This window comes from Streptomyces sp. NPDC001668 (assembly GCF_042893155.1).
Classification (GTDB): domain Bacteria; phylum Actinomycetota; class Actinomycetes; order Streptomycetales; family Streptomycetaceae; genus Streptomyces.
In genome coordinates this window covers 415438-438467 of the sequence record NZ_JBIAUQ010000002.1, presented here as the reverse complement: position 1 = coordinate 438467, position 23030 = coordinate 415438, and the positions used below count along the sequence as shown (strand labels likewise).

Sequence of the window (23030 nt, the reverse complement as noted above, 5' to 3'; positions counted from 1 at the left end):
CCCTGCCACTTGAGCGCCGCTTTACTCGAAGCGGCTGGTGTCACCCGCGCCGTGCCGGACGATCTCCGCCTCGCCGCCCGAGAAGTCGATCACTGTGGTCGGTTCGGTCCCGCACTCCCCGGAGTCGACGACCCCGTCCAGGACATGGTCGAGACGGTCCTTGATCTCCCAGCCCTGGGTCATCGGCTCCTCCTCGTCGGGCAGCAGCAGAGTGCTCGACAGCAGCGGCTCCCCGAGCTCGGTGAGCAGCGCCTGGGTGACGACATGGTCGGGGATGCGCACGCCGACCGTCTTCTTCTTCGGATGCTGGAGCATGCGCGGCACCTCCCTCGTCGCCGGGAGGATGAAGGTGTAGCTGCCGGGCGTGGACGCCTTGATCGCGCGGAACACGTCCTTGTCGACCCGTACGAACTGGCCGAGCTGCGCGAAGTCCTGGCAGACCAGGGTGAAGTGGTGCCGGTCGTCCAGATGACGGATGGTCCGGATCCGGTCGATGCCGTCACGGCTGCCCAGCCGGCACCCGAGCGCGTAGCAGGAGTCCGTCGGATACGCGATCAGCGCGTCGGACCGGATGCTCTCGGCGATCTGGGAGATGGTGCGGGGCTGCGGATTGTCGGGGTGCACGTCGAAGTACTTCGCCATCCGTCGAGCTTATGCCGTCGACGCACGACGGCGACGCAGGCCGGGGTGGCGCCGACCGGTGCCCGGCGGACCTCCGGCGAGATCGGCCACCGGACGGACAACAGCCGGGCATCCGAAGGACGGGGGAGTGGCCCCGCGCGCCCTCGACGCGCAGACCCCCTGCGGCGTCGCCACCCTTGCCTGGCCGCACATCTCCCCCTGGCCGCACATCTTCCCCTGACCGCACATCTCCCCCCACGCCTTCACCACACCCGACGCCTCCGGCCAGGCACCCCTCCGCCGCCTGTGGGGTAACGTCCCGAGCGGTATGCCATGAAGGGCGCGGCGGGCGGGGAGAAGGGTGACGTGTCAGGTCAGGACGGCGGGCTCGGGGGGAGCCGGGCGGCGGACTCCGGAACCCCGACATGGGCGCACGAACTCCTCGCCCATCTGCGGCCGACGGCGCGTGACGTGCACCGGATCGTCGCCTGGCTCGCGGAGACCGTGAACGGCACGGCCTCGCTCCAGGACGACACCGGAAGCCTCGTCGCCGGAACACGCATGCCGCTGGACGAGGCCCTGGTCGCCGACATCCTCGCCGGACGCATCGCCTCCGCGGCCACCGCCGACGAGGGCAGCCATCTGCGCCTGATACGGGTCGAGCACCCGGGCCCGGCAGCCGGCGGAGTGCTGGCGGTGGCCCGGCCCGAGCCCTTCGACCGGCGCACCTCGGACATCCTCACCCACACCGCCCAGGTCCTGGAACTCCTGTTGCGCGCCCGCGGGACGACGGAGGCCGGGCGGCGCCTGAAGCGGGCCACCTCCGATCTGCGCCTGGCCATCCTGCAGTTGCTCATGGTCGAGGACACCGTCTCGGCGCGCCGGGTCGCCGCGGGACTGTGGCCCGGCCTGCTCGACACCGACACGGCGTGCGTCTACGTCCTCGAAGGGGACGCCGCGGAACGCGACCGGCTCGCCGAGGAGTGCCTGGGCCTGACCGGCGACCGGGCCCTGGTGGTGCGCTGCCCGGCCATGGACGGGCACGTGATCATCGTGGCCACGGGGGACACGGCGGGGGAGGCCCTGCGCTCGCTCGTCGACCGCACCCCGGGCACCCTGCTCGGCGGCAGCGCGTGGCAGAACCTCGCCCGGACCGCCACCGCCTACGGGCAGGCGGTCAGCGCGCTCGCCGTGGCACGCGTACGGCCGGACAAGACGGCGGTGTACGCCGAGCGCAACCACCCCGATCGGCTGATGGACCCGGCCGCACTGCGCGCGTGGACCGCCCGGCTGCTGCGCCCGCTCGACACCCTGCCGCACCACACCCGCGCCGAACTCCTCGCCACCACCCGCCTGGGCCTGGAGTTCACCGCCGTGAGCGCCGCCAAGGTCCTCGGCGTCAGCCGCAACACCGTCCGCGCCCGCATGGAGCGCGTGGAATCCCTGCTGGGCACCGACTTCTCCGACCTGACCGTGCGCGCCACCGTCCACCTGGCGCTGAGCACCCAGGTCAGTCTCGCGGACGGACAGGGCGATCACGGCGGCGCCCGCTCTGACCCGGTCCGGCTGGGCGACCTGCTGGCGGGGCCCGCGTTGGGGACCTGGGCACGGGAGCTCCTCGGCCGCCTGGACAGCGACGCCCGCGATCTGCGCCGTACCCTGCGCAGTTGGATCGCCGCCGGCGGCAACGCGGAGCGGGCCGCACAGACGCTGGCCGTCCACGCCCAGACCGTGCGCGAACACGTCCGCAGCGCCGAGCCGGTCCTGGAGCGCCGGCTGATGGCCTCGGGCAGTGACCTGTACGAGGTGGTCCTGGCCCATCTGGCGACCGGTGACCTCGCACACCCCGTCCTGCTCCGGGACGATCCGGGCCATCCGGACGCATCTGTGCACGGGTGAGTCCTGTGCCGCGCACAGCGGGCATCGACGCGATTCACAAGGGTGCGCAGGTCACGTAAGTTCGACGCACCGCAGGGGGAACGACCGGAACGGGGGACCGGTCGCGCCCCCTGCGACGTTTTCCGAGCGCGGCTTCCGGACGGCCCGGGACGGCCCGATTCCGTGGCCGGATTTCCGGGCCGCTGTGACTGACCCGCGTGCGACGGGTACTCGTCCGGCTCCGGAACGACCACCGCTGGAGGAGGCCGGAATGACCAGCAGCACGGAGACCGGCGGCACGACCGGCACGCCGGACAAGGACTACAACCTCATCTGGTACGTCGAGGCGTGCCTGAACAACGCGCTGCGGCTGGAGAGCTACATCCAGGACGCGGAACGCGGCAAGGACACCGAGGTCGCCGACCTGTTCCGCAAGGCCCAGGCGGACAGCCGCAAGGGTGCCGAGATCGGCAAGGAACTCCTGCGCGCCCGCCTCAACGGCGGCTGACCCGGTAGGTGCGGAAGGGCCGGACAGACGGGTGTCCGGCCCTTCCGTCGTCTCCGTCACGCTGGGAAAACGCCTCGCCGCCCCGAATCCCCGCGCCCTGCGGACCCGGTCATGCCGCCTCCGGTCGAGACCGACGCAGAGTGGAACGGGGTCTTCCACGACGAGACGGCCGTGCGGTGGAGACAGTCGGGCAGTGGCGTCGCCACGGCCGGCCGAGACCGTGGCTCACCACGCGTTCGACCTCGCCGGAGGAAGGCACCCTTCACGGCCCGGCCGAAGCGTGGTTCGGGACGGAGGGCGTCCGGCGCACCCCGGCAGAACAGCCGTGACGGGTCTTCCGTACCCCAGGGCGTAGGCGTACGCCGACCGGAGACAAACAGGCGCGTTGGGGGCACCCTCGTCGGGAGCCTCGCGCCGGTCACGGCGTGCGGCGCGGGCGAGGACCACACCGCCGGGACCCCCGCGCCCTGCGAAGGGTTCCGCCGCGCCCGCCGCGGGCATCGTGGCCCCGGCCCGGATCGAGGTGATCGCCGGGCTGGCCGGCTGCAAGGCCGAGATCCGGATCGACGCGGACGAGCGCGCGAGGGACTGTGCCACCCGCAGCAGGCCGGCTGCCGCATCACCACTTTCCCCGCGGAGAAGTACAAGGAAGCGTGGCTCGACGCGGCCGGTGTCCACGGCGGCAGGTACCTGGTGGACCCGCGCTGGGTGGTCAGCGCCGAGGCGGAACACCTGGAACAGGGCAGGAACAAGCTCGGCGGGACCATACGGCAGCCGCAGGGCGGCCGGTAGGTTCCGCCGGGCGCGCCCCCGGCGGAACCCACTGCGTCAGGCGGCGAGCGCGGAGACCTCGCTCCGGGCCGGCCGTGGTTCGAGGACCCGCTCCGCCAGGTACCCGAACAGCAGCCCGAACGCCGCCCACAGAACGGCCTGGACACCGAGGGAGGCCAGGCGGAACTCCCACAGTTCGGTGGCCGGGAAGCCCTTCGGGGTGTTGTCCCCGGCGGGCAGAACGGCCATCGCCACCCACACCGCGGCGACGAGGGCCACGGCGGCCGCGGTGGAGGCGTTCCAGTTGCCCCAGGCCGGGGCCAGTCTGCGGCCCAGCAGGACGGCGCCGATCCCGAGGAGCACGCTGAGCGCGATCATCAGGACGAACAGGGCGGTCCGCTTGTCGATGGTGTCCGGGTCGCCCACCGCGGGCGGGTTCGCCGGGTACTTGAGGATCGGCACGAGGTAGACGGTAAGGAATCCGCCGAGCGCCGTCAGACCGGCCGTCGCCCGTGCGCCGAACCGGCCGATCCGGCCCAGCGCGAAGCAGAACGCCAGCGCCATGATGCCGCCGATGGCGACCCCGAAGACGAGGACACCGGTGGCCAGTCCGGCGGTGGACTGCAAGGAACGGCTGACGAGTTCCTCACCGTGCTCGTGGGAGCCGGCCTCCTCGAAGGCGATGGCCGCGTCCACCGGTCCCTCCCCGACCAGGTAGGCGAAGACGAAGGCCAGGACACCGGCGCCCAGGCCGGCGAGCATGCCGCGCACCAACAGGGTGCGTACGACCGTGGAGTTCATGGTGGTCCGCCCCGCCTCAGTGGCAGGGGAAGCCGAGCAGGTGGCGTGCGTCGTGCACCCACTCGTGGACGCCCTCGCCGGAGACGAGTGCGGTGGCGCCCTGTTCGGCGCCGACGAAGTACAGCAGGACCAGCATCAGGACGCCGAAGAAGACGGCCCAGGGGACGAGCGCCCGCACCGGCAGCGGGGTGATCGCAGGGGTGGTGGGCGTGGGGGCGGCAGTGGACTGCGCCATGGCGAGACCTCCTCGGGAACAACGCGTCCCGCATCGTGTGGAGCACTCGACGACGGCGTGGGGTCTGACTCACCACCACCTCGTCGGCCGAGGGGTGGCACACAGTGGCGCGACCGTGCCGGGCTTGCACCGGACTTCCGTGGCGCCGTCGTCCTTGTCGTCCCAGATGGTAGGGGCAATACGGGCCGCGGCCAACATGGCGTACGCCACCTACGATGAACCGCCCCCGGCGAATCGACGAAAGGGCCCGCATGACCGTCCGGCTCACCCTGCTGTGCGCGGCCGCGCGTACGGAACGCGAGGTCCGCTTCGGCGACGCGCCCCTCGACGAGCGGGCACTGCACCGGGTACGGGCCGTGGCCGGAACCCTTCCGCGGGCCGCCACCCGCTGCGCGGCACCCTCTCGGCGCTGCACCGAGACGGCCCGGACCCTCGGCTGGGAGTCCGTCGCGCCGCAACCGGCGCTGCGGGACCTCGACATGGGCTCCTGGTACGGCCGCACCCTCGACGAGGTCGCGGCAACCGACACGCCAGGACTGGGCAGTTGGCTCGCCGACCCCGAGGCGGCACCGCACGGCGGGGAGAGCGTGACGCAGCTCTGCGACCGCGTCGCCGGATGGCTGGACGCACTGCCGTCCGACGCCGGACGGGTGCTGGCGGTGGTCGAACAGGCCGCGGCACGGGCCGCCGTGGTGCACGCGCTGGGGGCACCTCGTCAGGCGTTCTGGAGAATCGACGTGCCGCCGCTGTCCACTGTCGAACTCACCGGCCGCGGCGGCCGCTGGAACCTGCGGATGGCCGAACTGCCGCTCGGCCCTCGCCCACCGCGGTGAGATCGTGACGCCGGGTCACGCGCCCCGGAGCACGAGTTCCCGAAGGGCCCGCGCCACGTCCGTCGGCGCCTCCTCCGCCATGAAGTGGCCGCAGGAGACCGTCGTATGACGAAGGTCGTCGGCCCAGGCCTCCCACAGCGCGGTGGCCTCGTAGCCGAGCGCGGCCCCCCAGTCCTGCTGAAGCACGGTCACGGGCATGGTGAGGCGGTTCCGCGCGGCGCGGTCGGCCTCGTCGTGTTCGACGTCGATGCCCGCGGAGGCACGGTAGTCGGCCACGATCGACGGGACCGCCTCGCGGCAGGCACGCAGGTACTCGGCACGGATCCCGGGCGGGATCGCGTCGGGCCGGTTCGCCCACACGTCGAGGAAGTGCCCGAAGAACGCGTCCGCGCTCGCGGAGATCATCCGCTCGGCGAGACCCGGCGGCTGGGCCATGAGATAGAGGTGGAAGGCGACCGCCGCCGATGTGCCGTGCAGGGCGTCCCACATGTCGAGTGTCGGCAGGACGTCCAGACAGGCCAGGTGGGAGACCGCGTCCGGGTGGTCGAGGCCCGCCCGGAAGGCGACCAGCGCGCCCCGGTCGTGCCCGGCCAGCGCGAACCGGGGGTGCCCGAGGCGGCGTGCGAGGGTGACGAGGTCGTTCGCCATGGTGCGCTTGGAGTAGGTGCCGGGGCCGTCCTCGCGCGGCTTGTCGCTGTCGCCGTAGCCGCGCAGGTCGGGGCAGATCACGGTGTGGTCGGCCGCGAGGTCGGCCGCGACATGGCGCCACATGAGGTGGGTCTGCGGGAAGCCGTGCAGCAGGACGACGGGCGTTCCGGTGCCTCCCACGGCCACGTGGAGCGACACGTCCTCGGCGACGGACACGCGCTGGTACTCGAATCCGGCGATGGTGGGCTTCACGACGGGCTCTCCTCGGTCGTACGGCGGGTGGGCGGCATCGGCGTCCGGGCCGGTGGCGCCGGTGAATCCAGCGTCCGGGGAGCGAATGAGCAACGGATGAACGCGTGTACGTTGAGGTGCGTGCGTGTGGTCGAGTTCGGGGTCCTGGGATCCGTGGCCGCCTGGGACGGGACCGGTGAACCGATTTCCCTGAAGGGGCCCAGGCATCGCGCCGTGCTGGCCCGCCTCCTCGTCGCCCGCCGCCGGGTCGTGCCCGTCGCCCGCCTGGTGGAGGACCTGTGGGGGGAGGAGCCGCCCGCGGACGCGGTGGGCACCGTGCGGACCTTCGTCGCCGGGCTGCGGCGCGCGCTGGAACCCGAGCGGCCCCGCCGGGCCCCGTCCCGCCTCCTCGTCACCGAAGGCCCCGGCTACGCACTGCGCGCCGAACCCGCCCGCGTCGACGCCTGGCGGTTCGAGCAGACCGTCGCCGCCGCGGCGGACCTGCCTCCCGCGCAGGCGGTGCCCCGGCTGACCGGAGCTCTGGAGCTGTGGCGCGGCCCCGCCTACGCCGACCTCGCCGAGGAACCCTGGGCGCGCGCCGAACGCTCCCGGCTCGCCGAGCTCCGGCTGACCGCCGTCGAACGCCGGGCCGAGGCGCAGCTCGCCCTCGGTGCCGCCGCCGACGCGGCGGCGGACCTCGACGCCCACGTGACCGAACACCCCTGGCGCGAGGACGCCTGGCAGCTCCTCGCCCTCGCCCTGTACCGCTGCGGACGCCAGGCCGACGCCCTGTCCGTCCTGCGGCGTGCCCGGCAACTGCTGCGCGAGCACCTCGGAGTGGAGCCGGGTCCGCGGCTGAACCGCACCGAACAGGACATCCTTCGCCACGCAGGACACCTGGACCCGGGTCCCTCCGGCACGGCCGCCGAGGTCTGGGCCCAGGCCTCGGCGGCGTACGAGAGCATGCTCCCGCTGCGGGCAGGCACCCGCCTGGAGTCGACCGCGGGGCTGATGCGCGACCTCGCCGTCACCGGGGGCGGCGGCCTGGAAGCGGCACGCAGGCACCGCGCGGCGGCCGTGGCGGCGGCGGAGCAGCTCGGCGATCCGGAACTGACGGCCCGGGTCATCGGCGTCTACGACGTCCCCGCCGTCTGGACCCGCTCCGACGACCCCGCCCAGGCCGACCGGCTGGTGGCGGCGGCCGAACGCACTCTGCTCCTGCTGCCGCCGGGCGCGCACGAGGCGGCAAGGGCCCGTCTGCTGGCCACCGTGGCGGTGGAGTCCCGCGGCGCCCTCCCCACCGGGACGCGCCCCCTCCAGGCGGCCCGCCAGGCCGTGGCGAGCGCACGACGGCTCAACGACGCCGGCCTGCTCCTCTTCGCTCTCAACGGCCTGTTCATGCAGAGCTTCGAGCGAGCCGGACTCGCCGCCCCGCGCGACCGGATCGGCGCGGAGATCACCGAAGTGGCCGCACAGCACGGCCTGTTCACCTACGAGGTCCTCGGCCGGCTGATCCGGCTGCAAGCCCACTGCGCCACCGCCGACTTCACGGCCGCCGACCGGCACGCGGCCGCCGCCGACGCGCTCGCCGAACGCCATGAACTGCCCCTCGTAGCCGTCTTCACCACGTGGTACCGCGCCCTGCGCACCGCGGCGACAGAGCCCCCGCACATCGGCGAGTCCGCGTACCGGGCCGCCGCCAAGTCCCTTGAAGGCGCCGGGATGCCCGGCCTGGAACACGGACTGCTGCCCCTGTCCCTGCTGTGCCTGCGGCTGCACCACGGCCTGCCCGTCACCGCCGACCCGCACACCGACTGGGGGCCCTACGAACCGTGGGCGCGCCCCCTGCTGTTGCTCGCCGATGGGCGCGATCAGGACGCCGTACGCCTGCTGGCCGACGTTCCCTCCCCGCCCGGCGACCTGCTCCAAGAGGCCCTGTGGTGCCTGCTCGCCCGTGCCGCGATCCAGGTGGGCGACCGTCCGCTGATGCGGCGTGCCCAGCGGGCGCTCGAACCCGCCCGGGGCGAACTCGCGGGCGCCGGGAGCGGCTTGCTCACCGCGGGCCCCGTCTCGGACCATCTGGACGCGCTGGCCGCCGCGTTGGCGGCGCACACATCTTGACCTTGTCCGAACCGGAGGCTTAGCGTTCGGGCGTCCACCGCGATTGAAACGATTCAACACCATCTTGGGGCGCCCACATGAATGACGTCATCCCGCAGCGCGGCGGCATGTCCCGGCGCGCGGTCCTGGCCGCCGGACTGACCGCGGGCGCCGTCGCGGCGCTCGGCACGGCGGGCCCGGCCGCGGCTTCGGGGACGACCGCCCACTGGTTCGCGACACCGGCGACGTCCGTACGACCCCGGTTCCGCTGGTGGTGGCCGGACGGTCTCGTGGACCCGGACGAGATCGCCCGCGAGATCGACCAGATCGCGGACGCGGGCTTCGGCGGCGTGGAGATCGCCGCCGTCCACCACAGCATCAAGGACAAGTCGGTCCTGGACACCGCACACCACGGGTGGGGGAGCAGACCCTGGCGGGACGGTGTCGAGTCCGCGCTGCGCCGCGCGACGAGACGGGGCCTCACCGTCGACCTCACCCTCGGCCCCAGCTGGCCCGTGGCCGTCCCCGGCCTCACTCCCGACGACGAGGGCGCCGCCAAGGAACTCGTCCACGGCCGGGCCGCGTTGCCCGGCGGCAGCACCTACCAGGGCCCGGTCCCGCCACCCGTCCACGCCCCTGCCGCCGGCGTGACCCGCCAACAGCTCCTCGCCGTACAGGCCGCCCGGGTCGAGCCCGCGAACTCGACCCGCAAGGAGACCGGCCTCGACCCCGCGAGCGTTCTGGACCTCACCGCGAACGTCACCGGCTCCACGCTGACCTGGACGGCGCCCGAGAGCGGCGACTGGGTGCTCATCTCCTCCTGGGTGCGCGGCTCGGGCCAGCAGCCCGAGTCCGGCCCGCACTCCGCCCCGGCCGCCTACGCCGTCGACCACTTCAGCCCCGCCGGTACGGCCGCGGTCACCTCCTACTGGGAGGACCACCTGCTGACCCCGTCCCTGCGGCGCCTGTTGAAGGCCGCAGGGGGCTCCTTCTTCGAGGACTCGGTGGAACTGGAGACCGACGGCCTGACCTGGACCACCCAGCTGCCCCAGGCCTTCGAGAAGCGCACCGGGCGGCCCCTGCTGCCGTACCTGCCCGCTCTCGTCCTGGACAAGAGCAACCAAGTCTTCGCCTTCGAGGCCCAGTTGACCCGCCAGATCCGGCACGACTTCTGGGAGACCGTCTCCGGCCTCTTCAACCGCAACCACCTCACGGCCCTGCGGGACTGGGCGCACAGCCTCGGCATGACCCTGCGCTCGCAGCCCTACGGCCTCCAGACGGACGCCATCGCCTCGGCCGCCCTCCTCGACATCCCCGAGGGCGAGTCGCTCGGCTTCAAGAACCTCGACGACTACCGCTGCCTGGCCGGCGGCCGGGACATGGCCGGGCGGACCGTCCTGTCCTGCGAGTCGGGCGCCTACAACGGCTCCGCGTACAGCACGACCTGGGACCGCTTCCTGCGCACCATGGGCGGCGCCTACGCGGCCGGCGTCAACCAGACCGTCGTGCACGGCTTCTCCTACGCCACCGCCCCCGGGGTCGCCTGGCCCGGGTTCGCCGCCTTCAGCCCGTACAACGGCACCGCCGGATACGGCGAGTCGTGGGGCCCGCGCCAGCCCACCTGGCGGCACGTCGAGGACATCTCCGGCTACCTGGGCCGGGTCCACCAGGTGCTCCAGAGCGGTACGGCCAGGGCGGACGTCGCGGTGTTCCGGCAGACCGGCTACACCGCCACCGGTATCGGCGCCTCCTGGTTCACGGCGACCGGTGTCCCGCTCGGCTGGAGCCACCAGTTCCTCAGCGGCCCCCTCCTCGACCTGCCCTCCGCCACCGTGTCCGGAGGCCGGCTCGCCCCGGACGGCCCCGCCTACAAGGCGCTGTTCGTCGAGGGCGACTTCTTCTACGGCTCCACCCCGACCCTCGCCGTCGAGGACGCCCGCAAGATCCTCGCCCTGGCCGAGGCGGGGCTCCCCGTGGTCGTGTTCGGCGCCTTCGACCAGGTCCTGACCCCCGGCGTCCCGGACCAGGGCGAGACCGACCGGCTGCGCGACCTCCTCGCCCGGCTGCTCGCACTGCCCCACGTCGTCCGGGTCACCGACAAGGCCGCCGTCGGCGACGCCCTCGCCCGGCTGGGTGTGCGCGCCGACGTACGGCACGCGACCGCGTCCACGCTCCTCAACGCCCACCGGGTCACCGCCGACGCGGACTTCTACTACCTCTGCAACGGCAAGCACGCCGAGACGGTCAAGCCGCCCGTCGCCGCGATCGACCACGACGTCACGCTGCGCCGCACCCACGGCGGCAGGACCGTGCCGTATCTCCTCGATCCCTGGACGGGCGAGGCGACGCGGCTCGCGCGCTACACCGAGGACGGGGACGACTTCACCCTGCGGGTCACGCTCCAGCCGGGGCAGACGATGGTCGTCGCCCTGGGGCGGCCCGGACTCTTCGGCGACCGCCATGGCAACAGCCCTCACGCCGAGGCCGGCGACGCCGACGCGGTGCTGTTCACCGAGCGCGGGCTGACCGTGCGCGCCCGTACGGCCGGTACCTGGACCACACGCCTGTCCCAGGGCCGTACCGTCACCACCAGGACCCCGGCCGTGCCCGCGCCGATCACCCCGGCCCGCTGGGAGCTGGACGTCGAGGACTGGTACCCGGGCCCGGACGCCACCCGCACCGAACGCGTCCGGCGCGGTCTCACGCTCGACACCCTCAGGCCCTGGTCGCAGATACCCGAACTGGCCGACTCGGCCGGCATCGGCCGGTACCGCACCACGGTCACCCTGCCGGCCGGCTGGACGGCGGCCCATGGCGCCGAGCTGGAGCTGGGGCAGGTCAGCGACACGTTCCGGGTCAGCGTCAACGGCCGGCGACTGCCCGCGGCCGACCGGCTCCACCCCGTCGTCGACTTCGGCTCCTGTCTGCGGCGCGGTGAGAACACCATCGAGATCGAGGTGGCGACCCCGCTCATCAACCGGCTCAGGGTCGAGCAGCCCACGGTCTTCGGCGCGGTCGCCCGCCAGGACCACGGTCTGGTGGGGCCGGTGCGGCTGGTGCCGTACGTGCAGGTGGCCGTGGGCTGACGGCCCGGCTGCCGGTCAGGCCGGCAGGCGGCAGTACAGGAACAGATGCGGTTCCGGCGCGGCCGCGGGATGGTCCGGGGTGAACTCCACGGCCTGCTCGTACTCCACCGTCAGACCCGTGTCGCGCATCAGGCCCACGACGTCCGCGGCGGCGAAACTCGTCGCCCGGACAGGCCGGCCCATGAACTCGATCGCCAGGTCCTCCACATCGGCCGGCACGGTGGCCAGCACCAGGCTCCCGCCCGGCCGCAGGGCCCGCACCAGCCGTCCCAGCACCTCGGACTGCTCGGCGCGGGTCATCTGGAGCAGCGAGAAGTACACGCAGACCGCGTCGAACGAGCCCTCCTCCAGCGGCAGTTCACGGATGTCGGCGTGGCGGAACGTGGCCTGCGGCACCTGCCGGGCGGCGAGGCCGACCATGACGGGGGAGACGTCCACCCCCAGCACTTCGTGGCCCGCGGCGGCGAGGGACGAGGCGGTGGGGCGGCCGGTGCCGCTGCCGACGTCCAGGACCCGGCTCCCGGGAGCGAGCCGCCCGAGCAGCCACTCGAGCGACGCCAGGTGTGCCTCGGAACGGGCGAACGCCTTCTCGTACTCCAGACCCAGCGCGTCGAAGACCTCCGCCGCCCGCCGCCCAGTGTTGTCCACGACCTGCTCCCCCCTCGCGGTGTCCCGGCATCGTAGCCCGGCGGCGCCCGGCCGCGGCACGGCTTGCGGGCGAAAGCCGAGGCAGGGCAGGGTTCGACCGTGGCCACTCTGCTGATCGTGCATCACACGCCCTCGCCGAACTGCCAGGCGATGTTCGAAGCCGTCGTCTCCGGGGCCACGGCCCCGGAGATCGAGGACGTCCGTGTCGTACGGCGCGCGGCCCTGTCCGCCACCGCCTCGGACGTGCTGGAGGCGGACGGCTACCTGCTCGGCACCCCGGCGAACCTCGGCTACATGTCCGGCGCCCTCAAGCACTTCTTCGACCAGGTCTACTACCCCTGCCTCGACGAGACCCGTGGCCGCCCCTTCTCCTGCTACGTCCACGGCGGCAACGACGTCACCGGCGCCCTGCGGGGCATCGAGTCGATCACGACGGGACTCGGCTGGCGGCGTGCGGCCGAACCGGTGACGGTCACCGGCGAACCGGGCAAGGCCGACATCGAGGCGTGCTGGGAGCTGGGGGCGACGGTCGCGGCCGGGCTGATGTCCTAGGTGCCCCCGAGCGTTCCCTCCGCGGGACCGCCGGGCGTGATCAGGCCGCTCTCGTAGGCGAGGACGACCGCCTGGACGCGGTCGCGCAGGTCCAGCTTGGACAGGATGCGGCCGATGTGGGTCTTCACCGTCGTGGGGCTGAGGAACAGCCGTTCCGCGAGCTCGGCGTTGCTGAGCCCCGTCGCCAGCAGCCGCAGTACCTCCAGCTCGCGGGGCGTCAGCCCCGACAGGTCCCGGTGCGGGCCGGCCGAGGGCACCGCCTCCTCGCGCCGGGCGAAGCGCTCGATCAGGCGGCGGGTGATCGTGGGCGCCAGCAGGGCGTCCCCGGACCTGACCAGCCGTACGGAGGCCACCAGATGCTCGGGCGTGACGTCCTTGAGCAGGAAACCGCTGGCCCCGGCGGTGAGCGCGGCGTAGACGTAGTGGTCGAGGTCGTACGTGGTCAGGATGATCACGCGGACCTCGCCCGCGGTGTCGTCGGCGAGGATCCGCCGGGTGGCCTCGATGCCGTCCATGCCCGGCATCCGGATGTCCATGAGGACGACGTCGGGGCGGGTCCGCCGGACCGCGGCGACCGCCTCCGCCCCGTCCGCCGCCTCCGCGGTCACCTCGATGCCGTCCGCGGTCAGGATCATCCCGAACCCGGTCCGTACGAGGGCCTGGTCGTCGGCGATGACGGCCCGCAGCCTGTCGCCGTTCGTGCCGGTCATGCCGTTCCCCCGTCTGTCACCGCGGTCGCCTTCCGCCTGGTCGTGGCCGCTCACACCGTCCGCCACGGCACCACCGCGCTGATGCGGAAGCCGCCGGCGGGGGTCGGGCCGGCCGTCAGTGCGCCGCCGTAGACCGCCAGGCGTTCGCGCAGGCCGATCAGCCCGCGGCCGTTCCCGTCGCCGGGCGCCCCGTCGCGGACCGCGCCGCTGTCCGTGACCTCGATCTCCAGGAGGTCGCCGGACCAGCCGACGGTGACGAGGGCCTCGGCTCCGGGCGCGTGCTTGATGGTGTTGGTCAGCGCCTCCTGGACCACCCGGTACGCCGTGAGGTCCACGCCGGGCGGCAGCGGTTCCGGAGGCAGCGTGACGGCGACGCCGACCGGTGTCCCGGCCGCCCGGACCCGGTCGATCAGCGCGTCCAACTGCCCGAGCCCCGGCTGCGGTTCGAGTCCGTCGGCGGAGGAGTCGGCACGGCCCGTGTCCGGCGCGGCCAACAGGCCCATCACATGCCGGAGTTCGGCCATCGCGGCCCGGCCCCCGGCCTCGACCGCGAGCAACGCCTCCTTGGACCGCTCCGGCGCCGCGTCCATGACCTTGCGCGCGGCGCCCGCCTGGATGACCATCACGCTCACATTGTGGGTCACCACGTCGTGCAACTCGGCCGCGATCCGGGCCCGTTCCTCCTCCACGGCCCTGCGCGTCGCCTCCCCGTGCGCCCGCTCCAGCGCGGCGAACCGGTCCCTGCTGGCCGCGAGCCGCCGCCGCCCGAGCCGGACTACACTGGCCACCACCCCGGCCACCAGCAGCACCACCCCGGGGCTCGACCAGCCCGGCAGCACCGGCTGCGTCGAGCGGAAGGCCACCCCGGCGAGGACGGCCGCGACGACCAGGCCGGCCATCGCGCCCGCCCGGTAGCGGCTGTGCATGACGGCGGTGTATGTGCCGATCACACAGGTCAGCACGTTGATCCAGGAGGCTTCGTCGCCGATGGCGAGCGCCGCGCCGACCACCACCGCGAACACGGTCAGCGGAAACCGCCGACGCGCGGCCAGCGGAAGTGCCGAGAGTACGACCAGTGCCCAGGGCTGTGAAGCAGGTTCCTCCATGCCGGGGACGGGCGGCCGGGGCGGGGCGGGCGGCACCGGCGCCCCGTACTCCATCCGCGACACCTGCACCGGCCCGTCGCCGGGATAGCGCGAGGCGACCACCAGCGCCACCACCGTCAACAGCACGGCCAGCACCACGTCGAAGCACACCGAACGCCGTGACAGCGCAGGGCCCTTCGCCTCCGGCCGCAGCGCGAACCGCACCTGCCGTCGCCATCGGCGCAGGTCTTCCGTCCCCATGGGCACATTGTGCGGCCCCGGAACCGGCCGCGCGTCCCTCTGTACGACCAACCTGCCCTCCTGCGGGCGTACTTCGCAGGGATGACCCCCGGCCGGGTCCTCCGTACGGAGGGGCGGTATGTCGGTGCCCCGGCCGACGCGCCCGCCGCCCGCCCGCCCGTACCTTCGCCACGCCGACAAGGACACGACCCGACGACCGACAGGACGGGCACCTCCCATGACCGCAGTGATCGAACTGAAGGGCGTGGCCAAGCGCTACGACAGCGCCGGCGCACCCGCGCTCGGGCCGCTCGACCTCACCGTCGCCCAGGGCGAGGCCCTCGCCGTGACCGGCCCCTCCGGCAGCGGCAAGTCCACGCTGCTGAACCTCGTCGCGGGACTCGACAAGCCGACCGAGGGCACCGTGACCGTCGCCGGGCAGCGGGTGGACCGGCTCGGCGAGCACGCCCTGGCCCGCTTCCGGCGTGAACGGATCGGCATGGTCTTCCAGTTCTTCAACCTCCTCGACGACCTCACCGTCCTCGACAACATCCAGCTCCCGGCCCAGCTCACCGGAACCGCACGGCGCAGGACCGCGGCGCGGGCGCACGAGCTCATGGAGGCGCTGGGCATCGAGAAGCACGCCCGCGCCTACCCCGGCCGGCTCTCCGGCGGTGAACGCCAACGCGTCGCCGTGGCCCGGGCGCTGGTGAACCGGCCCGCCCTGCTGCTGGCCGATGAGCCGACCGGCGCCCTCGACAGCGCCTCGGGCCAGGACGTGCGGGAACTCCTCGTCGACCTGCACCGGGGCGGACAGACCATCGTGCTCGTCACCCACGACCCGGCCCTGGCCGAAGCGTGCGCGAGCCGCACCGTCCACCTCGTCGACGGCCATGTGGCACTCGACTCCCGCGCGGGGGCCGTGCGATGACCGGACCGCTCGTCCGCGTCGTACGTTCCGGGGTGGGCCGGCGTCGGGTGCAGACCGTCGTCATCGCCATCGCCACGATGATGGCCGTCGCGGCGGCCGTGGTCGCCGGTTCCCTCATGGTCGTGTCCAACGGGCCCTTCGACCACGCCTTCGCCCAGCAGAAGGGCGCCCACCTCACCGCCGAGTTCGACCCGGCGAAGGTCACCGCGGCACAACTCGCGGCCACCGGGCGGCTGGACGGGGTCACCGCGAGCGCGGGGCCGTACCCGTCCACCGTCATCGAGGCGACCGACTCCTCCGGCCGCCGGCCCCCGGCCATGACCCTCGTCGGACGCACCGGTCCGCACGCGGACGTGGACGACCTGGACCTCACGTCCGGCCGGTGGGCGAGGAGAACGGGCGAGATCGTGCTGAGCTCCTCCTACGAGGGGCCCGCCTTCAAGGTCGGCGACACTCTGACGGCCTCCGGCACGACGCTCACCGTCGTCGGCTTCGCCACCTCGGCCGGCAGGTCCGCCGACGCATGGGCAACTCCCGCGCAGGCCAGGTTCCTTGCCTCGAAGGAACACCCCGTCACCGGACAGATGCTCTACCGCTTCGACTCGGCGGGCTCGAAGGGCGACATCGCAGCCGACCGCAAGAAGCTCCTCGCCGCGGTCCCGTCCGGGGCACTCCTCGGCACCCGGTCCTACCTCGACACCAAGCGCGCCGCCGACTCGGGCGCCGCGCCGACCATCCCGTTCCTGGTCGCGTTCGGGGTCCTCGGCATCGTCATGTCGGTGATCATCGTCGGCAGCGTCATCAGCGGCGCGGTCGGCACCAGCCTGCGCAGAATCGGCATCCTCAAGGCCATCGGCTTCACCCCGCGCGAAGTCGTCCGCGCCTACGTGGCCCAGGCGCTCGTCCCGGCGACCGTGGGCATCGCGCTCGGAGTCGTCCTCGGCAACCTGCTGGCCGTGCCCCTCCTCGACGACACCGAGCAGGCGTACGGCACCGCCACCCTGTCCGTCGCCTGGTGGGTGGATGTCGTGGTCCCCGCCGGCGCCCTGCTGGTCGTCGGGATCGCGGCCTTCGTGCCCGCGCTGCGGGCCGGGCGGCTGCGCACGGTCGAGGCCATCGCCGTCGGCCGCGCCCCGCGCACCGGACGCGGTCAGTGGGCGCACCGCGCGGCGGGACGGCTGCCGCTGCCCCGGGCGGTGACCTACGGCCTGGCCAGCCCCTTCGCGCACCCGGTCCGTACCCTCGCCATGCTGCTCGCCGTGGCGTTCGGCACGATCGCGGCGACCTTCGCCGTCGGGCTCACCTCCTCACTGAACGAGGTCAACGCGATCCAGGACCCCGAGAACCGTTCCGCGGTCACCGTCTTCACCGGCGGCCCGACCGTCGCGGGCGGCGAGCACGTCCCGGCCCCGGGCACCCCGGAGCCCCAGCCGGCCGACCCGGCGAAGGTGAGCGCCGCCGTCAAGGCGCAGCCGGGCACCGCCTCGTACTACGGCATGGGCCAGCAGGACGCCACCGTGGCCGGGGTCTCCGGAGCCGTCCGCGCGACCCTCTACCAGGGCGACTCAACCCGGGGCGGCTACGCCATGATCTCCGGGCACTGGCTCGACGGCCCGGGCCAGGTCGTCGTACCGGGCCAGTTCCTGGAGACCACCGGCACCGAGGTCGGCGACACCGTGCGCGTGACCGTCGGAAAGGAGACGGCCGCCCTGCGGATCGTCGGCGAGGCCTTCGGCACCTCGGACGACGTGCTGGAGATCCAGGTGAACACCGCGGACTTCCCCGCGACCAGGCCCCAGCTGTTCCTGGTCGACGTGAAACCGGGGGTCTCCGCGGTCGCCTACGCCCAGAAGCTCGCCGAGCAGATCGAGCCCCTGGGTGCCGACGCCCGGGCCAACTCCCCTTCCGAGCACGACAACTTCATCGTCATCCTGAACACGATGGCCGCGCTCCTCACCCTGATGCTCGTCTCCGTCGCCGGCCTCGGTGTCCTCAACTCCGTCGTCCTGGACACCCGCGAGCGCGTCCACGACCTGGGCGTGTGCAAGGCACTCGGCATGTCACCCCGGCAGACGGTCGGCCTCGTCCTCGCCTCGGTGGCCGGCATCGGCGTGCTCGGCGGTCTTGTCGGCGTCCCGGCCGGATACGCGCTGCACGGGTTCGTGCTCCCGGTGATGGGACACGCGGCGGGCACCGAACTGCCCACATCCGTCCTCGACGTGTACGACACCCCGCAGCTGCTCCTGCTGGGTCTGGCGGGCCTTGCCATCGCCCTGCTGGGCGCGCTGCTCCCGGCGGGCTGGGCGGCGAAGGCCCGTACGGCGACGGCTCTGCGCACGGAGTAGCCGTCACTCCTCCCGGCGCAGGCTGAGAACCAAGTCGCGGGGCAGGCCGTGGGTGTCGTGGAGGTAGTCGTAGTCCTCCTCGCTCAGCGGCCCCCGGTAGCGTGGCCCGGACAGCAGCCGCCGACCGCGTTCCAGCAGCGTGTCGAACCGGCGTTCCTCCTCCAGCAGCACGTCCCGCACGAGATCCGGCCCGCAGGTCTGCCGGAAGTGGTCCAGCGTGTGCCGGAGGAGCTCCACCGGCAGGTCGGAGAGGGTGCGGGACGGGTCGTCGCGCCGCAGGGTGGTCAGCAGTCTGCGGACGACGCGGCGCAGGACGTACCCGCGTCCGGTGGTGGAGGGCCGTACCCCGTCGCCGATCACGACGATTCCGGAGCGCAGGTGGTCGCGGACCAGACGCAGCGACGGCTCGTCCAGCTGCCACAGGGGAGGCAGCAGTCGCGTCCAGGGCTCGAACAGATCGGTGTCGTAGACCGAGTCGCGGCCCTGGAGGACGGTGACCAGGCGCTCCAGGCCCATGCCGGTGTCGACGGACGGACGTTCGAGGGGCTGGAGGGAGCCGTCGTCGAGGCGGCGGTACCGCATGACGACGTGGTTCCAGATCTCCACCCACCGCGGGTCCGTGGTGGGGGTGCCCTGAGGCGGGGTGCCGCCGGTCCACACGAAGATCTCCGAGTCGGGGCCGCACGGGCCGACGGGGCCGTTGGACCACCAGTTGTCGTCCCGGGTGAGCTCCACGGGGACCCCCAGCTCCTCCCAGGTGCGCCGGGACTCGAGATCGGGGCCCACCTGCTCGTCACCGCCGAAGACCGTGGCGTGGAGTCTGTCGTGGGGGATGCCGAATCCGTCGCGGAGCAGCTCGTAGCCCCAGCGCAGGCTCTGTGAGTGGCCGTAGTCGCCGAGCGACCACGAGCCGAGCATCTCGAACACCGTCAGGTGGGTGGGGTCACCGACCTCGTCGAGATCGGTCGTCCGCAGACAGCGCTGCACATTGACGAGCCGGCGGCCCCGCGGATGGGGGCGGCCCTCCAGATAGGAGGTGAGCGGGTGCATGCCCGAGGTGGTGAACAGCACCGGGTCGCCGGGCGGTGGCAGCAGGGTGCCGCCCGTGATCAGGTGATGTCCGCGCTCGCGGTAGAAGTCGGTGAAGACGCGCACGGTGCGGTCCGTGTCCATGGCGGGGTCCTTCGGTCTGGTGGGACCGGAAACGACCGCGGGAACAGACGGCGACCAGAGGTCCTGCACCGGCGGTCCGTTTCCGGCCGCCGGGGGAGTGGGGAGGTCAGGCGTCGGCAGCCGGCGAGCTGGTCGCTCGCGCGGCCGCGGTGTGCGGACGGCTGATGATCTCCATGCGGTCAACGGTACGCACAGGCGTCCCGGTTCGTCACTCGGATTTCCCGGACATGGCGCCGCCGTAGCCCATGGACCGCTGTTCCTGCCGGATCAACGACCGGCCTCCGTGCGTCGCGCGGGCCTCGGTCAGCGCGATGCGCAGTGCCCGGCGGAGTTCCGGCGGCAGGCTGCCGGTCCCGGGCCAGCGCACGACGTGCTGGGCGATGTCGCGCAGCTTGGTGTTGGTGCGCTGGGACACGGTCTTGAGGACCTCCCACCCCTGCTCGGGGCGGAGACCGCTGAGGGCGATGACGACACCGATCGCCTGGTCGACGACGGCGTGCGAGACAAGGGCCTGGCGGAGCTGGGCGACTTCCGTCTGAAGTTCCTCGATCTTCTCAGCCGGCTCTTCGTGTTGCGTCATGCACCGCCCTGTCGCCCTCTCCCCCTGCTGCCCGGCGACTCCGGCGGTCACCGTCCGTCCAGCCTGCACGCTCCGGACCACCGGTGACGAGCCGGTGGACGCACACCCTGTGACCTGGAAGGACAGAAAACGAAGCGCCATCCGTAGGTTCGGTGGGTTCGCGGGTATGTGCGAATGAGGAGCAGAGAGTGGGAGGCCCTTGCGCGATGGAGACGCTGACATTCGACAGCGACGATCTGGACCGGACCGAGGAGTTCCTCAGTCACGCCTACGCGAAGATGCGGATCGGCAACGGCAGCCCGGACAGCAGCCGGGCACGGATCCACCGCACCGCCATCGACTCGGTCAGCGTCGACGAGCTCGACCTGGACTTCGACATGAGCTACGCGGTCACCCCGCTGGGCCGGATCTGCCTGTGCCTGGTGCACGAGGGCACCATCGAGGACCACGTCTACCAGGGCGTCTCGGACTCCTTCGGCCCCGGCGACGTGGTGTCCTTCGCCCCGCCCGAGCTGTCCTACGCCGGCCGCATCCACGCGGCCCGCTACAACATCACCATGCTGGACCCGGAGCTGCTCACCCAGGTGGCGGCGACCGGGGACGGCCGGCGCCCCGAACCGGTCCGGCTCACCGGGCATCGGCCGATCAGCCCGGCCGCGGGTGACCGGCTGCGGACGACGATCGGCTATGTGCAGGACCACGTCCTGGCGGACGCCGCCGTCGCCGACCAGCCGCTGGTGGCCTCCACCGCCGCCCAGCACCTCGCGGCGGCCGTCCTGGCCACCTTCCCCAACACCGCGGTCACCGACCCCACCGGCCCCGACCGCCAGGACGCCCACCCCGCCGCCCTGCGCCGCGCCCTCGCGCACATGGAGGACCACGCCGACCGGCCGCTCACCGTCGCGCAGATCGCGGACGCGGCCCACATCAGTGTCCGCGCGCTCCAGTACGCCTTCCGCCGCCACCTGGACACCACCCCGCTCGCTTACCTCCGCCAGGTCCGCCTGTCCCACGCCCACGAGGAGCTGGCGGCCGCCGACCCGGGGAACGGCGCCACGGTCACCGGCATCGCCGCCCGCTGGGGCTTCTCCCACCCGGGCCGGTTCGCCACCCTGTACCGGCACACCTACGACCGTTCTCCGCGCCTCACCCTGCGCGACGACTGAGGCCCCTCTGCGGCTGGTGACAAAGCGTCCACGGGGCCCTGCGTTCTTGTGAGCAACCGCCGGGAGGCGCGGCCCGGCCGCCCTACGGTCCCAGCATGAACACGAGTCGCAGCAGAGGAAGCAGGTGGCGCACCGCAGCGCTGGCGGTGCTGCTGACCACCGGGGCGTTCACCGTGTCGGCGCCGGCCGCCCAGGGAGACAGCGCGAGAACCGAGACGGCCGTGGGCACGAGCGCCGGCGTCACCGAGACCCTGGTGCGGGTGAGAGCCCCGCTGCCGGCGTCCTTCGGGGCCCGGCCCGCGGCGTGCGACTGGCTGTCGTACCTGCGCTACCGGTCCTCGTCGGGGCCCGCGTCCCCGGCCGACGCCGACCGGGTCCTGATCGCCCAGCCGGGCATCCTGGAAGGCGCCGGAGCCTTCGACAGCGTCGCCCGCAACACCGTGACCCGGGCCGCCGAGCAGGGCCGGCACATCGAGTTCTGGGCCCTGGACCGGCGCTCCAACTGCCTGGAGGACCGCACCGGCATCGCCTCCGGCGACCAGCACACCGCAGTCGACTACTACTACCGCGGCAAGCAGGTCCAGGGCCGCACCTTCGCCGGGTTCGTCGGCAACGACCAGCTGGGGTGGATGGCGAAGCTCGGCATCGAGCAGACCGTCCGCGACGAGTACGACCTTCTCACCGCCGAGCTGCCCGACCAGCGGGTCCGCAAGGAGAAGGTGCTGTGCGGCGGCCACTCGCTCGGCGGTGTCATCACCGGCTACTTCGCCGCCGCCGACTTCGACGGCGACCCCGCCACCACCGCCGACGCCGGACACAACCAGTGCGCCGGCTACTTCGCACTCGACACCACCGTCTCCACCTCGCTCGGCGACCTGAGCGGCAGCATCCCGGACGACACCAACCTGCCCGACGTCGGTCTCGGTTACGGCGCCGTCCAGGCCGGACTCGACAGCGGACTGCTCCCGCGCTCCCTGTCCGCGCCCGTCCTGCTCAACCCCGAGACCATGACCCTGCTCGCCATCGCGGGCGTGGGAGCCCTGCGGGATCCGGGCGGCGAGGCCGACCTGCCGGGCTATCTGCCCGCCAACACCAACATCGAGGCCACCAACCGCTTCCTGTTCTCCAAGGACACCGCCACCTTCCTCACCGGCTCCCCGGCGGTGAAGGACTTCCGGCTCACCAACCAGGCGGTGCTCGGCTCGCTGATGGACGACCAGTCCGTACCGCTCGCCTTCCTCCAGAGCAGCGTGGGCTTCTTCGACGGCGGTCCCGTCACCGACAAGAACTTCCCGGCCGCCAACGGGAGTTCGGCGCAGCCCGGCCTCTTCGGCACCGAGTACAAGGCCATCCCGGCCGTGCCCCACGGCCCGCTCTACACCTGGCGGAACTACGACCGTGTCGGCGATCCGGACGACCCCGGGTACCGGTCGTCGGACGGGACGCCGTTCACCGCGGCGGGCAAGGAGGTCACCGACATCCAGGAGCTGGCGCGCAGCATGGCCGCACAGCCGCTGGACTTCACCGAGCAGTACTTCCCGACCAAACTCGTCACCGACCTCGAACTGTCCACCTCCCCGCAGGTGAAGCGGCTCGTCGTGCACCCGGACGGGCTCACCGCCAACCCGACGCTCACGGTCCTCGCGGGCGACGGACTGCTCGCCGGCCGTGTCCCCGCCGACCTGCACCCCGTGGTCGCGGACGGGTACCAGCATCTCGACGTGCTGACCGCGGCGCCGGTACAGAACAACGGCCGGCCCGAGCCGGTGTCCACCGCCCTGACGCAGTTCGCCCGCACACCCCGATAACCGCGACGGGACAGGGAAGGGCCCGGGAGGAGACTCCTCCCGGGCCCTTCCGCACGCCTTACGCCTTACGCCTTACGGCT

19 protein-coding genes are annotated in these 23030 nt (G+C 72.9%); 10 read left to right on the top strand and 9 right to left on the bottom strand.

What is annotated here, in order from left to right; genetic code table 11:
* Window positions 1-21: 21 nt before the first annotated feature.
* A complete protein-coding gene (locus tag ACFYZ8_RS07400; RefSeq protein ID WP_359037669.1) occupies window positions 22-642 on the bottom strand; it encodes an L-threonylcarbamoyladenylate synthase in 621 nt (206 codons plus the stop codon).
* A 345-nt stretch (window positions 643-987) separates the two neighbouring features.
* Here ACFYZ8_RS07400 and ACFYZ8_RS07395 point away from each other — a divergent pair, with 345 nt between their 5' ends.
* Window positions 988-2520, top strand: coding sequence for a helix-turn-helix domain-containing protein (locus ACFYZ8_RS07395; protein ID WP_388531539.1), 1533 nt, complete (start codon window positions 988-990; stop codon window positions 2518-2520).
* A 250-nt stretch (window positions 2521-2770) separates the two neighbouring features.
* Window positions 2771-3007: a hypothetical protein gene (locus ACFYZ8_RS07390; RefSeq protein WP_359037665.1), complete on the top strand. Its 237-nt coding sequence runs from the start codon at window positions 2771-2773 to the stop codon at window positions 3005-3007.
* 828 nt (window positions 3008-3835) lie between these two features.
* On the opposite strand, the gene ACFYZ8_RS07385 is transcribed toward ACFYZ8_RS07390, so the two are convergent.
* Entirely contained in the window at window positions 3836-4579 is a 744-nt protein-coding gene (locus ACFYZ8_RS07385) for a CbtA family protein (protein ID WP_388531541.1), read from the bottom strand.
* 16 nt (window positions 4580-4595) lie between these two features.
* Window positions 4596-4814 carry a CbtB-domain containing protein gene (locus ACFYZ8_RS07380; RefSeq protein WP_037712826.1) on the bottom strand — a complete coding sequence of 73 codons (219 nt, stop codon included), beginning with the start codon at window positions 4812-4814 and terminating at the stop codon, window positions 4596-4598.
* A 251-nt stretch (window positions 4815-5065) separates the two neighbouring features.
* Here ACFYZ8_RS07380 and ACFYZ8_RS07375 point away from each other — a divergent pair, with 251 nt between their 5' ends.
* Complete coding sequence (locus ACFYZ8_RS07375; protein ID WP_388531543.1) at window positions 5066-5647, top strand: histidine phosphatase family protein; 582 nt, start codon at window positions 5066-5068, stop codon at window positions 5645-5647.
* 15 nt (window positions 5648-5662) lie between these two features.
* Here the strand turns inward: ACFYZ8_RS07375 and ACFYZ8_RS07370 are convergent, their stop codons facing one another.
* A complete protein-coding gene (locus ACFYZ8_RS07370; protein WP_388531544.1) occupies window positions 5663-6547 on the bottom strand; it encodes an alpha/beta fold hydrolase in 885 nt (294 codons plus the stop codon).
* Between the two features lie 120 nt (window positions 6548-6667).
* On the opposite strand from ACFYZ8_RS07370, the gene ACFYZ8_RS07365 reads away from it, so the two are divergent.
* Both ACFYZ8_RS07365 and ACFYZ8_RS07360 read left to right on the top strand, forming a co-directional pair.
* On the top strand, window positions 6668-8647 hold the full coding sequence (locus ACFYZ8_RS07365; protein WP_388531546.1) for a BTAD domain-containing putative transcriptional regulator: 1980 nt from the start codon (window positions 6668-6670) through the stop codon (window positions 8645-8647).
* Between the two features lie 77 nt (window positions 8648-8724).
* The gene (locus ACFYZ8_RS07360) at window positions 8725-11712 is read left to right on the top strand and encodes a glycosyl hydrolase (protein ID WP_388531548.1); all 2988 of its coding nucleotides are present in this window, start codon (window positions 8725-8727) and stop codon (window positions 11710-11712) included.
* Window positions 11713-11727: 15 nt separating this feature from the next.
* On the opposite strand, the gene ACFYZ8_RS07355 is transcribed toward ACFYZ8_RS07360, so the two are convergent.
* Window positions 11728-12483 (bottom strand): class I SAM-dependent methyltransferase, encoded by a 756-nt coding sequence (locus ACFYZ8_RS07355; RefSeq protein WP_388531550.1) that lies wholly within the window; start codon window positions 12481-12483, stop codon window positions 11728-11730.
* Here ACFYZ8_RS07355 and ACFYZ8_RS07350 point away from each other — a divergent pair.
* Window positions 12460-12912, top strand: a complete 453-nt coding sequence (locus ACFYZ8_RS07350) for an NAD(P)H-dependent oxidoreductase (RefSeq protein WP_359037651.1) — start codon at window positions 12460-12462, stop codon at window positions 12910-12912. The genes ACFYZ8_RS07355 and ACFYZ8_RS07350 overlap by 24 nt on opposite strands.
* Here the strand turns inward: ACFYZ8_RS07350 and ACFYZ8_RS07345 are convergent.
* Together ACFYZ8_RS07345 and ACFYZ8_RS07340 are read right to left on the bottom strand one after the other, a co-directional pair.
* Entirely contained in the window at window positions 12909-13622 is a 714-nt protein-coding gene (locus ACFYZ8_RS07345) for a response regulator transcription factor (RefSeq protein ID WP_359037649.1), read from the bottom strand. The two genes, ACFYZ8_RS07350 and ACFYZ8_RS07345, sit on opposite strands and share 4 nt — an antisense overlap.
* A gap of 50 nt (window positions 13623-13672) precedes the next feature.
* Window positions 13673-14968 (bottom strand): histidine kinase, encoded by a 1296-nt coding sequence (locus tag ACFYZ8_RS07340; protein ID WP_359037647.1) that lies wholly within the window; start codon window positions 14966-14968, stop codon window positions 13673-13675.
* A 217-nt stretch (window positions 14969-15185) separates the two neighbouring features.
* On the opposite strand from ACFYZ8_RS07340, the gene ACFYZ8_RS07335 reads away from it, so the two are divergent.
* Window positions 15186-15878, top strand: a complete 693-nt coding sequence (locus ACFYZ8_RS07335; RefSeq protein WP_388531553.1) for an ABC transporter ATP-binding protein — start codon at window positions 15186-15188, stop codon at window positions 15876-15878.
* Window positions 15875-18223, top strand: coding sequence for an FtsX-like permease family protein (locus ACFYZ8_RS07330; RefSeq protein WP_388531555.1), 2349 nt, complete (start codon window positions 15875-15877; stop codon window positions 18221-18223). The genes ACFYZ8_RS07335 and ACFYZ8_RS07330 overlap by 4 nt, the downstream gene beginning before the upstream one ends.
* Window positions 18224-18226: 3 nt before the next feature.
* On the opposite strand, the gene ACFYZ8_RS07325 is transcribed toward ACFYZ8_RS07330, so the two are convergent.
* On the bottom strand, window positions 18227-19396 hold the full coding sequence (locus ACFYZ8_RS07325; protein WP_388531557.1) for an alanine--tRNA ligase-related protein: 1170 nt from the start codon (window positions 19394-19396) through the stop codon (window positions 18227-18229).
* A gap of 208 nt (window positions 19397-19604) precedes the next feature.
* Complete coding sequence (locus tag ACFYZ8_RS07320; RefSeq protein ID WP_388531559.1) at window positions 19605-19976, bottom strand: ANTAR domain-containing protein; 372 nt, start codon at window positions 19974-19976, stop codon at window positions 19605-19607.
* A 206-nt stretch (window positions 19977-20182) separates the two neighbouring features.
* Here ACFYZ8_RS07320 and ACFYZ8_RS07315 point away from each other — a divergent pair, with 206 nt between their 5' ends.
* Together ACFYZ8_RS07315 and ACFYZ8_RS07310 are read left to right on the top strand one after the other, a co-directional pair.
* Window positions 20183-21142, top strand: coding sequence for a helix-turn-helix transcriptional regulator (locus ACFYZ8_RS07315; protein WP_388531561.1), 960 nt, complete (start codon window positions 20183-20185; stop codon window positions 21140-21142).
* A 95-nt stretch (window positions 21143-21237) separates the two neighbouring features.
* Complete coding sequence (locus ACFYZ8_RS07310; RefSeq protein WP_388531563.1) at window positions 21238-22950, top strand: hypothetical protein; 1713 nt, start codon at window positions 21238-21240, stop codon at window positions 22948-22950.
* Window positions 22951-23030: the final 80 nt, after the last annotated feature.

Coding starts and splice junctions, on each gene's coding strand:
- ACFYZ8_RS07400 (WP_359037669.1), bottom strand. CDS start 642: ATGGCGAAGTACTTCGACGTGCACCCCGACAATCCGCAGCCCCGCACC.
- ACFYZ8_RS07390 (WP_359037665.1), top strand. CDS start 2,771: ATGACCAGCAGCACGGAGACCGGCGGCACGACCGGCACGCCGGACAAG.
- ACFYZ8_RS07385 (WP_388531541.1), bottom strand. CDS start 4,579: ATGAACTCCACGGTCGTACGCACCCTGTTGGTGCGCGGCATGCTCGCC.
- ACFYZ8_RS07380 (WP_037712826.1), bottom strand. CDS start 4,814: ATGGCGCAGTCCACTGCCGCCCCCACGCCCACCACCCCTGCGATCACC.
- ACFYZ8_RS07375 (WP_388531543.1), top strand. CDS start 5,066: ATGACCGTCCGGCTCACCCTGCTGTGCGCGGCCGCGCGTACGGAACGC.
- ACFYZ8_RS07360 (WP_388531548.1), top strand. CDS start 8,725: ATGAATGACGTCATCCCGCAGCGCGGCGGCATGTCCCGGCGCGCGGTC.
- ACFYZ8_RS07355 (WP_388531550.1), bottom strand. CDS start 12,483: ATGCACGATCAGCAGAGTGGCCACGGTCGAACCCTGCCCTGCCTCGGC.
- ACFYZ8_RS07345 (WP_359037649.1), bottom strand. CDS start 13,622: ATGACCGGCACGAACGGCGACAGGCTGCGGGCCGTCATCGCCGACGAC.
- ACFYZ8_RS07340 (WP_359037647.1), bottom strand. CDS start 14,968: ATGGGGACGGAAGACCTGCGCCGATGGCGACGGCAGGTGCGGTTCGCG.
- ACFYZ8_RS07335 (WP_388531553.1), top strand. CDS start 15,186: ATGACCGCAGTGATCGAACTGAAGGGCGTGGCCAAGCGCTACGACAGC.
- ACFYZ8_RS07330 (WP_388531555.1), top strand. CDS start 15,875: ATGACCGGACCGCTCGTCCGCGTCGTACGTTCCGGGGTGGGCCGGCGT.
- ACFYZ8_RS07325 (WP_388531557.1), bottom strand. CDS start 19,396: ATGGACACGGACCGCACCGTGCGCGTCTTCACCGACTTCTACCGCGAG.
- ACFYZ8_RS07320 (WP_388531559.1), bottom strand. CDS start 19,976: ATGACGCAACACGAAGAGCCGGCTGAGAAGATCGAGGAACTTCAGACG.
- ACFYZ8_RS07315 (WP_388531561.1), top strand. CDS start 20,183: ATGGAGACGCTGACATTCGACAGCGACGATCTGGACCGGACCGAGGAG.
- ACFYZ8_RS07310 (WP_388531563.1), top strand. CDS start 21,238: ATGAACACGAGTCGCAGCAGAGGAAGCAGGTGGCGCACCGCAGCGCTG.